This is a genomic window from Sinorhizobium meliloti (assembly GCF_017876815.1).
GTDB classification, from domain to species: Bacteria; Pseudomonadota; Alphaproteobacteria; order Rhizobiales; family Rhizobiaceae; genus Sinorhizobium; species Sinorhizobium meliloti.
In genome coordinates, this window is the sequence record NZ_JAGIOS010000001.1 from 44,331 (window position 1) to 58,388 (window position 14,058).

The window sequence follows — 14,058 nt, forward strand, 5'->3', positions numbered from 1 at the left end:
TGAAAGGAAATCAAAATGGAAGTCATTCTCCTCGAACGCATCGCCAAGCTCGGTCAGATGGGCGAAACCGTAAAGGTTCGCGACGGCTTCGCGCGCAACTACCTGCTGCCGCTCGGCAAGGCGCTCCGCGCCAATGCCGCCAACAAGGCGCGTTTCGAATCCGAGCGCTCGACGCTCGAAGCCCGTAACCTCGAGCGCAAGTCGGAAGCCCAGAAGGTCGCCGATTCGCTTGACGGCAAGTCCTTCATCATCGTCCGTTCCGCTGGCGAGACCGGTCAGCTTTACGGCTCGGTTGCCGCCCGCGACATCGTCGAGACGCTGGCTGCCGAAGGCTTCAACATCAACCGGAACCAGGTCGACCTCAACCAGCCGATCAAGGCTATCGGCCTGCACAAGGTCACGCTGCACCTGCACGGGGAAGTCGACGTGGCGATTGAAATCAACGTTGCCCGTTCGGCCGAAGAAGCCGAGCGCCAGGCCAAGGGCGAAAGCCTGACCTCGGCCGACGCCATCTACGGCGTGGACGAAGACGCGCTGAAGCCGGAAGACTTCTTCAACCCGGAAGCCGAGCTCGAGTCCGAAGAAGAATAAGACCCGAGCGGACTTCAAGGAAAGAAGCCCGGATCGGATCCGGGCTTTTTGTTTGCGGGCAAATCCTCGCGGATCCTACTGCATGTGTCCTTTAATCGGATCCGATTAAAGGACAAAAACATGCAGCAGATCAAAGTGCTACAGCGACCTTTGCGCGTCTGATAAGACGCGCGGCGCTGTAGAGCGGGATGAGGAAAAGTGTGCGCGGTTTTCCGCCCGCATCCCGCGTCTCAACTTCTTAGAGCTCTATCCGGCGGACGCGATTGCCGCCTGCGGTTCGCCCGCCTTGTCGACCCTCACCACGACAGAGAGCCCGGGAGCAAGGCGATCGGCCATCGGCTGTTCGGGGTCGACGGCGATGCGCACGCCGAGACGTTGCGCCACCTTGGTGAAATTGCCGGTGGCGTTATCCGGCCGGATGATGCTGAATTCCGATCCGGCAGCGGGAGAGAAGCGCTCGATGTGGCCTCTCAGCACCTGCCGGTTCAAGGCGTCTACCGAAATGGTGACGGGCTGACCAACCCTCATTCCGTCAAGCTGCGTCTCCTTGAAGTTGGCGACGATCCAGACCTCGTGCGGCACGACCGAAAGCAGCTGCGTGCCGGCGGTGACATATTGTCCGACACGGGCGCCGATCTCGCCGAGCCTGCCGGCACGCGGCGCAACGATCCTGGTGTTGTCGAGGTCGATCTCGGCGAGCTCCACGGCCGCCTCGGCGCCGGCTACCGAACCCTCGAGGCCGGCGCGGGCGCCGAGCGTCGTCGCAAGCGACTGGCGCGAAACCTCGAGATTGGCGATCGCCTGCTTGACGCCCGCGTCCGCCTGCTCGAAGGCCGCCCGGGCCTGGTCGGCGTCGCTCCGCGTCGCGACACCTTTGTCGGCGAGCGGACGAATGCGGTCCCAGGTGGCTCTCGCCGTTGCCAGAGCCGCTTTGGCCCCGTCGAGCTGGGCCTCGCTCGCAGCGATTCCGGCCTTTGCCGACAGCTCCTGTTCGAACGAGTTCGCCAACGCCGACCTTTGTGTCGCGAGTGTCGCTTTTGCCTGCGCAAGCTTCTGGACGTAAATCCGGTCATCGATCCTGACGAGGAGCTGACCAGCCCTTACCTCCTCGTAGTCGCGCACCGGCACCTCCGCGACATAGCCGGAAAGTTGCGGGCTGATGGTCGTGACATAGCCGCGGACATAGGCGTTCTCCGTGGTTTCGACGGAGCTCGCGAAGGGCGGCAGACGCCAGGCGTAGAGGACGAGCGAAAGACCGGCGAGGCCGGCAAGAAGAACGATAAGCGTGGTGGGAGAGCGGAAATTTTTCAGCATGATAACGACTTCATTGTTCAAGATGTGGCCGCCGGTACGATGTCGGGATCGTGCCTGGCGAGCTGTTTGACTGCGATTTGGATGAGCAGCACCGCGAGCGCGAAAAGCGCTATGATCGCCGCCAACAGGAAGGCATCGTTGTAGGCGAGGATGTTGGCCTCGCGGGTGATCGTCTGTCCGAGCAGGGCCACGCCCTCCCCGTTCAGCAACGCCCTGTCGACGATTGCCTTGGCGTAGGCGCCCGACAACTGCCCGATGCGCTGCGCGACCAGAGGATTGCTCAGAACGATCTGCTCGGCCAGAATGTTGGCGTGAAACTTTTCCCGCAGTGTCACGAAGGTTCCGAAGGCGGCCGAGCCCATCAGGCCGCCGATGCTTTGGGTGAAGAGAAAGACGACGATGAAGCTCAGGATGTAGCTGGGGCCTTTCGCGAGTGCCGCCGTGAAACCGCGGGCCATGGCCGGCGGCAGGAAAAGGGCCGTGCCGGCGGCGACCAGCGCCTGGCTCACATACATCTGCTCCGGACGCGTGAGGCTCGTCGCATGGCTGTCCATATAGGCGCCGGCGGCGAGCATGCCGAGGGCGACCACGTGGACGGCGTCCGCGTGCCCCGGCTTCATCAGCGCCGCACAGAGCAGACCGCCCCCCAGCGATGAGGCCAGAATGATCCAGTAAAGTGTCGCGAGCTGATCGTACTGCAGCCCGAGCAATTGATAGAAGTTGGTGGCGATCGCCGACTGTTCCGAGGCGACGAGGCGGAAGATCAACAGCACGGCGGCAAAATGCACGATCTCGCGCGAGGCCAACCAGCGTATGTCGATCAAGGGCTGCTCGCGATTGAGCTCGATCAGTACGACGGCCGTGAGGGTCACGACCGACAGGGCGAGCAGCATGCCGAGCCAGGGTGCCTCGAACCACCAATAGAGCCTGCCCATCACGAGGACGACGGCAACGCAGCCGAAGCCGACGGCGAGCAGCAGGTAGCTGAGAATGTCGGCACGCTGAATGACCTTGGCATGAGGCACCGGCGTCAGGGGCAGCAGATAGATGATCGGCAACGCGATCAGCGCGAGCGCCATCTCGAGCGTGTACAGCCCGTGCCATTGTCCGATCTCGATGAGCTCAGGCGAGATCAGCCGCGTCATCGGAGCGGCCAAGGTCGTGCATGTCAGGGCGAGTGCGAGGGCCACCGTCAGCTTTCGCGCCGGTGGAAAGGCTTCCAGCATATAGAGAAAGCCGAGGGTCGACATCGGCGCGGCCGCAATGCCGCTGATGAAGCGGACGACGACCGCCGAATGAAGGTCCGAGACGAAGACGTTCATCAGTGAAGCGATGACGAATCCGACGATGCCGATCTCTGCGAAGCGGCGAAGACCATACTGGGCGCGGATCTTCACGAGAGCGGCCGAAAGGCTGACATTCGGCGCCATGTAGGCAGCGGCAAGCCAGGCCGCCTCCACCGACGTGGCCGAAAGCGACCCCTGGACCTGCGCAAGATTGGCCGACGCGAGATTCATACCGAGCCCCTGTGTCAGAAAGAGGAGAGCGGAGCCGGCGATATAGAGAGCCGATTTGCCGATACGCATCGAGCCGGGAGCGGCAACGGCATTCATCGGTCGCCACTCCGACCGATCGACTGGATGTTCGTCGCGATCTTGCAGACGACCTTCAGCGCGACGGCGATTTCCTGCGGCTGCAGCCCGCCCAGAACCTCTTCGCGGATGTCGCTCGCGAGCTTCTGGATCTCATCCGCCACGGAGCGGCCGACGTCCGTCATGTGGATCTGCTTCGCACGCCGGTCGGAAAGCTCGACCCGGCGCTCGATGAATCCCTGCTTTTCCATGCCGTCGAGAAGCCGAACGATCGTCGGCGTCTCGATATCGAGCTCTTCGGCCAACTCGCGTTGATTGAGACCTTCTTTCCTGGCGAGCGCGAACAGCATCCGCGCACGCGGCAGCGTCAGGCCGCGCTCCTTCACCCGCGCGTCGAACACCGAGCGCAGTTTGCGGTTGACGGTCGCAAGTGCGTCGAACAGTTCACGATTGTCGTTTGGCTTCGGCATTTAGTATCTTTTCCATATTACTAGCATGCTAACTATCTGGACACTATTTAATCCGGCCATGGGCATTTTTCAAGATGCCGATCGAGGACGCGGGGATGCGAATCAGGTAGTTTTACCCATGGCCGCGGCGTCAACCAGCATCGCGTGAGAATGTATTTTTTTACAACTTCTCCCTTGTCCCCCTGTGGATCAGTCGAACAACGGGCAAAGGCGACAGGCCGGGTTGTATGGCACGCCACTGTTGCGTGCCTGCACTAGACGCGGCGCGCAACAGTCAGCAAACCGGGTGCCTCACGGGATCATAAGCGGAAACGGAAAACGATGAACGACGCAGCGCGAAAGCTCGCCCCTTTGGCCAAGGATCAGGCGGAACAGCATTATCGCGAGGCGCCGAACAATCTGGAAGCGGAGCAGGCCCTGCTCGGCGCCATTCTCGTCAATAACGACGCCTTCTATCGCGTCTCGGATTTCCTGAAACCCGTACACCTTTATGAGCCGTTGCATCGCAGGATCTTCGAGATCGCCGGCGAAATCATCCGCATGGGCAAGACTGCCAACCCGGTGACGGTCAAGACCTTCCTCAAGGCCGACGAGAAGGTCGGCGACCTGACGGTTGCACAATATCTCGCGCGCCTTGCCGCCGAAGCAGTGTCCATCATCAATGCGGAGGATTACGGCCGCGCGATCTACGACCTGGCGCTCCGCCGGTCGCTGATCACCATCGGTGAAGACATGGTGAACATCGCCTACGACGCACCGCTCGACATGCCGCCGCAGAGCCAGATCGAGGACGCCGAACGGCGGCTGTTCGAACTCGCCGAAACAGGGCGCTACGATGGCGGCTTCCAATCGTTCAATGACGCGGTAGCGCTCGCGATCGACATGGCCGGACAGGCGTTCGAGCGGGACGGTCATCTCTCCGGCATTTCCACCGGCATCCATTCCCTTGACGGGAAGATGGGCGGACTCCAGCGATCGGACCTGATCATCCTCGCCGGCCGTCCGGGCATGGGCAAGACCTCGCTCGCGACGAACATCGCCTACAACATCGCCGCCGCCTACGAGCCGGAAGTACAGCCCGACGGCTCCTTCAAGGCCAAGAACGGCGGCGTGGTCGGCTTCTATTCGCTCGAAATGTCGTCCGAACAGCTCGCCACCCGTATCATCTCCGAGCAGACCGAGGTCTCCTCCTCGAAGATCCGCCGCGGTGATATTTCGGAGGCGGATTTCGAGAAGCTCGTCGCCTGCTCCCAGATGATGCAGAAAGTGCCGCTTTATATCGACCAGACCGGCGGTATCTCGATCGCCCAGCTTGCCGCGCGCGCTCGCCGATTGAAGCGGCAGCGCGGCCTCGACGTGCTCGTGGTCGACTACATCCAGCTCATGACCGGTTCGAAGAAGTCCGGCGAAAATCGAGTACAGGAAATCACCGAGATCACCACCGGCCTCAAGGCGCTCGGCAAGGAGCTGAACGTGCCGATCATCGCGCTTTCGCAGCTCTCGCGCGCGGTGGAAAGCCGCGAGGACAAGCGGCCGCAGCTCTCCGACCTGCGTGAATCGGGCTCGATCGAACAGGACGCCGACGTCGTCCTCTTCGTGTTCCGCGAGGAATATTACGTGAAGAACATGGAACCGCGCGACGAATTCGATCCGAAATACGAAGAGTGGAAGATGCAGATGGAGAAGGTGAAGGGCACGGCCGACGTGATCATCGCCAAGCAGCGCCACGGACCGACCGGCACCGTCAAGCTCGCCTTCCAGTCGGAATTCACGCGCTTCTCGGATCTCGCCGATCCGTCGTTCACGCAGTACGAGCATTGACAGGCTGATTGCGGCCCCTCATCCCGCTGCCGCGACCTTCTCCCCGCAGGCGGGGAGAAGGGGCAAGCCGCATGCAAACAGGTCCCCTCGCCCCGCTTGCGGGGAGAGGGTTAGGGTGAGGGGCATTTTCTCAAGGCGCAGCGACGCCTCTCTACCCCACGAACACCCTCGCAACCGCCACGACAATCACGCCGGCCGCCACGGCCGCGAGCAGCGGCAGCCTCGTGGCGACAAGCGCTGTGGCGAGGGCCGCGAGCGTTTCGGCCGGCCCGGTGACCAACGCCGTCGGCGCGATGACGGCCATCAATACGGCCGGCGGGATCGCCTCCAGCGCCCGCTTCTGCTTCGGACCTATCGTCACGAAACGGATGAGGACAAGACCGCCGAGCCGGGTCAGCACCGTCGCAACGGCCATCGCGGCGATCGCAAGAAACGTGTGCGGATCGAGCGTCATGCGCGGGCTTCCTGACGTTCACCGGTGAAAAGCGCCGCAACGACGCCCGCCGCCGAACCGGCTGCGATGTACCAGACGCCGGGGAGGAACTGGCGTGCGAGGACCGCGGCCGCGGCGCTCGCAGCGAGAATCGCGCCGGTTTCACGTCCCTTCCAGAAGCCCATGACCAGGACGATGAAGACCGCGGGAAACGCAAAATCGAGACCGAGCGCTTTCGGGTCTCCGAGGAATGCGCCGGCGAGCGAGCCGGCAAGACCGGCAAGCACCCAGGCCAGATAGAACGGCACCGCAAGGCCCGCATACCAGGCAGGCGTGAGACGCGACTCACCTGCCCGGACCTCGGCCATGGCCCAGATCTCGTCGGCAAGGAGAAGCATCGCGGCATATCTCGCCGGCCCCGAGAAGGCCGGCATCTTCGTGCCGATCGATGCGCTCATCAGAAGATGACGGATATTGACGAGCAGCGCCGAAAATCCGAGAGCGGCCCAGGAGGCGGGATGAGTCCAGATGTCGAGCGCAACGAATTGCGAACCGCCGGCGAAGACCAGCGCGCTCATCATCACGACTTCGAGGCTCGACAGGCCCTTGGTCGCGGCAACGGCCCCGAAAACGAGCCCGATCGGCATCACCGCCACGATGAGCGGTGCCATCGCCCTGAAACCTCCCCAGAATTCCTCGACTGCCCGCGACTTCTTCACGCCTGGGATCTCCCGTACTTGCAACACTAACCTTCTGAAACTACGCGCTTCCGGACGGAAAACCGTCACACGCTTTTCCTGGAAGTGCCCAGGAAGTAACCAGGCAGAAGACCGCCGTCTTGAACGAAAGTGATCAGGCTGAGCGATAGGCACCCGGCGTGACGCCGGTTCGAGCCTTGAAATGGCGGCTGAAATGCGCCTGATCGGCGAAACCGCAGTGATAGGCGGTGTCCGCCGCAGACCAACCTCTGCGCAGGAGCGCCTTTGCTTCCCGCACCCGCTTGTCGGTGAGAAAAGCATGCGGGGTGATGTGGAATTCCTTTCGGAAGGCGCGGATCAGATGGGCGCGGCTGAGGCCCGCCAGCTTCGCAAGCTCCTCCAGCCCGATATCGTGCGTGTAGTTTTCAACAAGATAATCGCGTGCCCGGTGCACGGCTGAGCTCTCGCGCGTCTGCAGGGGGACGATGATAGCGTTGCCGTGGCGCTCGAAGAGCCTGGCCAGGAACCCGAACATGCTTTCGTCCGCTTCCAGGGTACCGACCTTGCCTTCCAATGCACGGTGCGCACGATGAAAGCCGAGCGCAAGCTCTCTATCGGTGAGAAGCAGCCGCGAGAAGGACGGCGTTCCCTTGAAGGAGCGGCCGGTCACATCCTCGAGTATCTCGACCAGCAGGTCCGTGGGTGGATAGACCATCCGGTAGCGGTAGCCTTCGTGACCCGGATGCCCGTCGTGGATTTCATCCGGATTGATGAGATAGAGATCTCCCGGGCCCGTCTGCGATCGTTCCCCCTTGATCGTGCTGATCTGGGAACCCGCTTCGATCGCACCTATGCTGAACGTGTCGTGCGCGTGCGGTGCGAATTCATGCGTGATGAAGGTCGCGCTCAGGCACTCCATGCCCTTGAAGCGCGGGTCGCGCCAGAAACGGGTCCGCTCGGCTCCCTCGAGCGGCATGGCCTCGATGGCCTTTTCCTGTGAGATCGTTTCCATCGGACGATCTTATCGGGCGAGGAGAGCCTCGTCTTGCATGAAAGTGCTTTCGGCCAGAGCATTGCGTCGGCCGTTTGCGGCGCGGGGCACTTGGATGTATTGCTGCCGATATCGCCCACGCAGAGTTTTCGGTATGCAAAGCCCCGAGTTTCTTTCCGCCTCCAGCAGGCTCACCGTCGACCTCACCGCGCTCGCCGACAATTGGCGGGCGATGAACGAGCGGTCCGGAAAAGCCCGCGCCGCCGCCGTTCTGAAGGCCGATGCCTACGGTCTCGGCGTCGTGCATGCCGCTCCGGCTCTCTATGCCGCCGGCGCGCGCGATTTCTTCGTGGCCAGTGTCGAAGAAGGGGCCGATCTTCGCCCGCTTGTTCCGGATGGGCGAATCTACATTCTCGCGGGAATGTGGCCCGGCAACGAGGAGCTCTTCTTCGAGAACGATCTCGTGCCGATCATCAACTCGGAAGAGCAGCTGGCGGTCTTCATGGCAGCGCTTTCCGAACGGGGCGACCACCCCTGCGTTCTCCACGTCGACACGGGCATGAACCGGCTCGGCCTGTCGCCTGAGGAGGCGCTTGCCCTCGCCCACGACCCTGCGCGGCCTGCGAGTTTCTCGCCGGTCCTCGTCATGAGCCATCTGGCCTGCGCCGACGATCCCGGACACCCGATGAACCGCTATCAGCTTCAGCGTTTCCGCGAGGTGACCGCCGCCTTCGAGGGCGTGCCGGCGAGCCTTGCAAATTCCGGCGGCGTGTTCCTCGGTGCGGACTACCACTTCGACCTCACCCGGCCCGGCATCGCGGTCTATGGCGGCGAGGCGGTAAATGGCGCGGTCAATCCGATGAAAGCGGTCGTCACCGCCGAAGCGCGCATCGTGCAGGTCAGGACGGTTCCATCCGGCGGAACGGCAAGCTACGGCGCCTCGGTCCGCTTCGGCCGCGACAGCCGCATTGCGACGGTCGCGATCGGCTATGCCGACGGCTACCACCGTTCGGTTTCGGGCGGCGGCGTCACCCTCAGACAGGCGATGCCCTCGGGCGCCTTCGGTTTCCTGCATGGTATGAAGGTGCCGCATGTCGGTCGGGTGACGATGGATCTGAGCCTGTTCGATGTCACGGACCTGCCGGAAGCGGCCGTACGTGCCGGCGATTATATCGAGGTCTTCGGGCGCAATGTCGTCATCGACGACGTCGCGCGCGCCGGCGGTACCATCGGCTACGAGCTGCTGACGAGCCTCGGCCGGCGCTATCATCGGACCTATGTCGGAGGCGCTTGAACAAGGCGCAAAGGAATATCGTCCTTTCAAACAGGATTTCGCGGCATTATGTGACCGCCAAGAGTGATTCTCGGGCGGCGGCAATTCCGCCATCTGCCCGCAAACATCCGAAAGCCGACATCTATGGCGAAAGCCCGCACCCAGTTCGTCTGCCAGAATTGCGGCACAGTCCATTCCCGCTGGGTGGGCAAGTGCGACGGCTGCGGCGAGTGGAACACGATCATCGAGGATAATCCCACGGCGGGGATCGGCGGCGGTCCCATGCGCACGCCGAAGAAGGGGCGTCCCGTCGCACTTACGACGCTGTCCGGAGAGATCGAAGACGCGCCGCGCATCCAGACCGGCATTTCGGAACTCGATCGCGTGACCGGCGGCGGCTTCGTTCGCGGATCCGCACTGCTCGTCGGCGGAGATCCGGGCATCGGCAAGTCGACCGTGCTGATGCAGGCGGCCGCGGCGCTTGCACGCCGGAAGCACCGGGTGATCTATGTCTCGGGCGAAGAAGCGATCGCCCAGGTCCGCCTGCGTGCTCAGCGGCTCGGCGCCGCCGACAGCGACGTGCTCCTTGCCGCCGAGACGAATGTCGAAGATATTCTCGCGACGCTTTCCGAGGGCAAGCGCCCGGACCTCGTCATCATCGATTCCATCCAGACGCTTTGGAGCGACATCGTCGACTCCGCGCCCGGCACGGTGACGCAGGTGCGCACCGGTGTGCAGGCGATGATCCGCTTCGCCAAGCAGACGGGCACGGCGGTCGTGCTGGTCGGCCACGTGACAAAGGAGGGCCAGATCGCCGGCCCCCGCGTCGTCGAGCACATGGTCGACGCCGTCCTTTATTTCGAGGGCGACCGCGGCCATCATTACCGCATCCTCAGGACGGTGAAGAACCGTTTCGGACCGACCGACGAGATCGGCGTTTTCGAAATGTCCGACAAGGGCCTGCGCGAGGTCGCCAACCCGTCGGAGCTGTTTCTCGGCGAACGCAATGCGAAATCGCCGGGTGCAGCGGTTTTCGCCGGCATGGAAGGCACGCGCCCCGTGCTTGTCGAGGTACAGGCGCTGGTCGCGCCGACATCGCTCGGAACGCCGCGCCGCGCCGTGGTCGGCTGGGACTCGGCCCGCCTTTCGATGATCCTCGCCGTGCTGGAAGCCCATTGCGGCATTCGCCTCGGCCAGCACGACGTCTACCTCAATGTCGCGGGTGGCTATCGCATTTCCGAACCGGCGGCCGATCTCGCTGTGGCTTCCGCACTGGTTTCGTCGCTTGCCGGGCTTGCCCTGCCGCCCGATTGCGTCTATTTCGGCGAAGTCAGCTTGTCGGGTGCAGTCCGGCCGGTTGCGCATACCGCCCAACGTCTCAAGGAAGCCGAGAAACTCGGTTTCTCCCAGGCAGTCCTGCCATCTGCATCGACCGAGTTGCCGAAGAACGGCAACGGCCGCTGGAGCGAGATGGAAAGCCTGCCGGATCTGGTGGCGCGTATCGCGGGATCGCGGCGTGCCCTGCAACAGACGAATGACGAGGACTGACGGAATAGCCGCGCCCTGGAGCATCAACGGGATGTGCCGCCTGGCGGTGGAGTCGGAGTAAGGACAACATGCCCATCACAATTCTCGACGGTATCGTTCTCGGCGTCGCGCTGTTTTCAGCCGTCCTCGCGATGGTTCGCGGCTTCTCGCGCGAGGTTCTGTCGGTGGCGAGCTGGGTCGGCGCAGCCGCCGCGGCCTATTTCCTCTATCCGCATCTTCTGCCCTACGCCAGCCAGTACACGACCAGCGGAACGGTCGCGATGATCGGCTCGGCGGCCGTGATCTTCCTGATTGCACTGATCATCATCTCCTTCATCACGATGCGGGTGGCCGACTTCATCATCGACAGCCGCATCGGCGCGCTCGACCGCACGCTCGGCTTCCTGTTCGGGGCCGCTCGCGGCATTCTGCTCGTCGTCGTCGCCATGCTGTTCTTCAACTGGCTCGTGGCGCCGCAGCAGCAGCCCGTCTGGGTGACCCACGCGAAGTCGAAACCGCTGCTCGACAATCTCGGCAATCAGTTGGTAGCGCTCCTGCCGGAAGAGGCCGACGCCACCATTCTCGACCGCTTGCGCGGCAAGGATACGACCGGCGAAGGCGAAAGCGAGACGCCGCCGGCTCAGACGGAACAGGCGCCCGGCGAGGAAGCACCGGCGACGAACGGCTGAGATCGACAGGAAAGTTTGCAATAAAGCCCGCTGTGCGGGCTTTATCCATTTGGAATGACGCTTGTCAGTGTTTTCGGGTAAGATCGCTTGAAGACTGGCGGCCCGATCACGATATGCGCACCGGCACGTAGCAAAGGCGAATTGCGATGACCGATCTCAGATCCAGCGAAATCCATGACGAACTCGACGGCGACACCCTCCATGAGGAGTGCGGCGTTTTCGGCATTCTCGGCCATCCGGACGCCGCCGCGCTGACGGCGCTCGGCCTGCACGCTCTCCAGCATCGAGGGCAGGAAGCCGCCGGTATCGTCACCTTCGACGGGCGGCAGTTCTATTCGGAGCGCCGGATGGGTCTCGTCGGCGACCACTATACCGATCCCACGACGCTCGCGAAGCTGCCCGGTTCGATGTCGATCGGCCATGTACGCTATTCCACCACCGGTGAGACGGTCCTGCGCAACGTCCAGCCGCTGTTTGCCGAGCTGCAGGAAGGCGGAATCGCAATCGCGCACAACGGCAACTTCACGAACGGCCTGACGCTGCGGCGCCAGATCATCGCAGACGGTGCCATCTGTCAGTCGACATCCGACACCGAAGTCGTGCTGCACCTGATCGCGCGGTCGAAACACGTCTCTTCCAGCGATCGCTTCGCCGACGCTATCGCCCAGGTCGAAGGCGGCTATTCGATGCTGGCTCTGACCCGCACCAAGCTGATCGCCGCCCGCGACCCGAACGGCATTCGCCCGCTCGTCATGGGCGAACTCGACGGCAAGCCGATCTTCTGCTCGGAGACCTGCGCGCTGGATATCATCGGCGCCAAATTCGTTCGCGATATCGAGAACGGTGAAATCGTCATCTGCGAAATTCAGCCGGACGGGTCGATCACCATCGATGCCCGCAAGCCGCAGAATCCGCTGCCGGAACGCCTTTGCCTTTTCGAGTACGTCTATTTCGCCCGGCCGGATTCGGTCGTCGGCGGCCGCAACGTCTACGTCGCCCGCAAGAACATGGGCAAGAACCTCGCCATCGAGGCCCCCGTCGAGGCGGATGTCGTGGTGCCCGTTCCGGACGGCGGTACGCCGGCTGCAATCGGCTATGCGCAGGAAAGCGGCATCCCCTTCGAGCTCGGCATCATCCGCAATCACTATGTCGGGCGGACCTTCATCGAGCCGACGCAGCAGATTCGCGCCTTCGGCGTCAAGCTCAAGCATTCTGCGAACCGGGCGATGATCGCCGGCAAGCGCGTCGTGCTCGTCGACGATTCCATCGTCCGCGGCACCACTTCGGTCAAGATCGTCCAGATGATGCGCGAGGCAGGCGCCCGCGAGGTGCATGTGCGCGTCGCGAGCCCGATGATCTTCCACCCGGATTTCTACGGCATCGACACGCCCGACCGTGACAAGCTGCTCGCCAACCAGCATGCCGACCTCGCCTCGATGTGTCGCTTCATCGGCGCCGATTCTCTCGAATTCCTCTCGATCGACGGGCTTTATCGTGCCGTCGGCGGCGAGAAGCGCGACCCGCAGGCGCCGCAGTTCACCGATCACTATTTCACCGGGGACTACCCGACCCGCCTTCTCGACCAGGGGGCAGCGAGCAACGTTCGCAAACTCTCGGTTCTCGCCAGCAACGGATAACGAACAACAACATGACGCCCAATCTGAAAGACCGGATCGCCGTCGTCACCGGCGCATCGCGCGGGATCGGCTACTTCACTGCTCTTGAACTCGCCAAGGCCGGCGCCCACGTCGTCGCCTGCGCCCGCACCCTCGGCGGTCTCGAAGAACTGGACGACGCGATCAAGGCTTTCGGCGGTTCGGCAACGCTCGTCCCCTTCGATCTCTCGGACATGGCCGCCATCGACAAGCTCGGCGGCGCCATAAACGAGCGCTGGGGCAAGCTCGACATCATGGTCGCCAATGCGGGCGTCCTCGGCACGATCTCGCCGATCGGCCATGTGGAAGCCAAGGTCTTCGAAAAGGTGATGGCGATCAATGTCACCGCGACCTGGCGCCTGATCCGGTCGCTCGAGCCGTTGCTCGTCCGTTCGGATGCCGGCCGCGCCCTCATCCTCTCCTCGAGCGCTGCGCACAAGTGCAAGCCCTTCTGGGGGCCCTACTCCGCCTCCAAGGCTGCGGTCGAGGCGCTGGCACGCACCTGGGCCTACGAGACACAGCGCCTGCCGCTGCGCATCCTCAGCGTCGATCCGGGCGCCACGCGCACCGCCATGCGGGCGCAGGCCGTGCCCGGCGAAGATCCGGAGACCCTGCCGCATCCCTCCGAGGTGGCTCAGGCGCTGTTGCCGCTGCTCGGCCGCGAGCAGACCGAGACGGGGAAGCTCTTCATCGTTCGGGAAAAGAAGATCGTCGACTACCGCATGCCGGAATAGGCTGGCGGCACCTCCCCCTCATCCGGCCTGCCGGCCACCTTCTCCCCGCAAGCGGGGCGAAGGGGACTCGCGGTGATGCACCGCTTCTCGGGCGCTCAAGAGGAAATGGCCATCCAGCAGCTTGTCCCTTCTCCCCGTCACAACGCTACGGCATGCACATATCTCTTGTTGTCCAGCCCTTCGCGGATTTACTCCGGAGTGGCGGCATCTGTATTTCCAGCAGTGGCGAGGCTTGCGGATGGGTCCTTGGGATCAAACCCGTATGCGCTA

The 14,058-nt window shown here is 63.3% G+C and carries 13 protein-coding genes; 7 read left to right on the top strand and 6 right to left on the bottom strand.

From position 1 onward, the window contains the following. The first annotated feature begins 15 nt into the window (after positions 1-15). Positions 16-591 (top strand): 50S ribosomal protein L9, encoded by a 576-nt coding sequence (gene rplI / locus JOH52_RS00220; RefSeq protein ID WP_003531697.1) that lies wholly within the window; start codon positions 16-18, stop codon positions 589-591. 246 nt (positions 592-837) lie between these two features. Here the strand turns inward: rplI and JOH52_RS00225 are convergent, their stop codons facing one another. Genes JOH52_RS00225 through JOH52_RS00235 form a run of 3 tightly spaced genes read right to left on the bottom strand, consistent with a single transcriptional unit; the run spans position 838 to position 3,967 of the window. Continuing rightward, on the bottom strand, positions 838-1,905 hold the full coding sequence (locus tag JOH52_RS00225) for an HlyD family secretion protein (RefSeq protein WP_029727998.1): 1,068 nt from the start codon (positions 1,903-1,905) through the stop codon (positions 838-840). A 17-nt stretch (positions 1,906-1,922) separates the two neighbouring features. Beyond that, on the bottom strand, positions 1,923-3,518 hold the full coding sequence (locus tag JOH52_RS00230) for an MFS transporter (protein ID WP_014529831.1): 1,596 nt from the start codon (positions 3,516-3,518) through the stop codon (positions 1,923-1,925). Beyond that, positions 3,515-3,967, bottom strand: a complete 453-nt coding sequence (locus JOH52_RS00235; RefSeq protein ID WP_010969062.1) for a MarR family winged helix-turn-helix transcriptional regulator — start codon at positions 3,965-3,967, stop codon at positions 3,515-3,517. Before JOH52_RS00235 ends, JOH52_RS00230 begins: the two co-directional genes overlap by 4 nt. A 321-nt stretch (positions 3,968-4,288) precedes the next feature. Between JOH52_RS00235 and JOH52_RS00240 the strand changes: the two genes are divergently transcribed. Continuing rightward, positions 4,289-5,788 (top strand): replicative DNA helicase, encoded by a 1,500-nt coding sequence (locus JOH52_RS00240; RefSeq protein ID WP_003531702.1) that lies wholly within the window; start codon positions 4,289-4,291, stop codon positions 5,786-5,788. 151 nt (positions 5,789-5,939) lie between these two features. On the opposite strand, the gene JOH52_RS00245 is transcribed toward JOH52_RS00240, so the two are convergent. From JOH52_RS00245 to JOH52_RS00255, 3 genes are all read right to left on the bottom strand, one after another. After that, positions 5,940-6,242 (bottom strand): AzlD family protein, encoded by a 303-nt coding sequence (locus JOH52_RS00245; protein WP_003532749.1) that lies wholly within the window; start codon positions 6,240-6,242, stop codon positions 5,940-5,942. After that, the gene (locus tag JOH52_RS00250; protein ID WP_014529832.1) at positions 6,239-6,892 is read right to left on the bottom strand and encodes an AzlC family ABC transporter permease; all 654 of its coding nucleotides are present in this window, start codon (positions 6,890-6,892) and stop codon (positions 6,239-6,241) included. Before JOH52_RS00250 ends, JOH52_RS00245 begins: the two co-directional genes overlap by 4 nt. 181 nt (positions 6,893-7,073) lie before the next feature. Continuing rightward, on the bottom strand, positions 7,074-7,931 hold the full coding sequence (locus JOH52_RS00255; protein ID WP_010969060.1) for an AraC family transcriptional regulator: 858 nt from the start codon (positions 7,929-7,931) through the stop codon (positions 7,074-7,076). Between the two features lie 133 nt (positions 7,932-8,064). On the opposite strand from JOH52_RS00255, the gene alr reads away from it, so the two are divergent. From alr to JOH52_RS00280, 5 genes are all read left to right on the top strand, one after another. Continuing rightward, positions 8,065-9,204: an alanine racemase gene (alr, locus tag JOH52_RS00260; protein ID WP_010969059.1), complete on the top strand. Its 1,140-nt coding sequence runs from the start codon at positions 8,065-8,067 to the stop codon at positions 9,202-9,204. A 123-nt stretch (positions 9,205-9,327) separates the two neighbouring features. Next, positions 9,328-10,731, top strand: coding sequence for a DNA repair protein RadA (radA, locus tag JOH52_RS00265; protein WP_003532745.1), 1,404 nt, complete (start codon positions 9,328-9,330; stop codon positions 10,729-10,731). Positions 10,732-10,799: 68 nt separating this feature from the next. Beyond that, a complete protein-coding gene (locus JOH52_RS00270; protein WP_003532741.1) occupies positions 10,800-11,399 on the top strand; it encodes a CvpA family protein in 600 nt (199 codons plus the stop codon). 146 nt (positions 11,400-11,545) lie between these two features. Then, entirely contained in the window at positions 11,546-13,036 is a 1,491-nt protein-coding gene (gene purF / locus JOH52_RS00275; protein WP_010969057.1) for an amidophosphoribosyltransferase, read from the top strand. Between the two features lie 11 nt (positions 13,037-13,047). After that, the gene (locus tag JOH52_RS00280; RefSeq protein WP_003532733.1) at positions 13,048-13,788 is read left to right on the top strand and encodes an SDR family NAD(P)-dependent oxidoreductase; all 741 of its coding nucleotides are present in this window, start codon (positions 13,048-13,050) and stop codon (positions 13,786-13,788) included. The last annotated feature ends 270 nt before the right edge of the window (positions 13,789-14,058 follow it).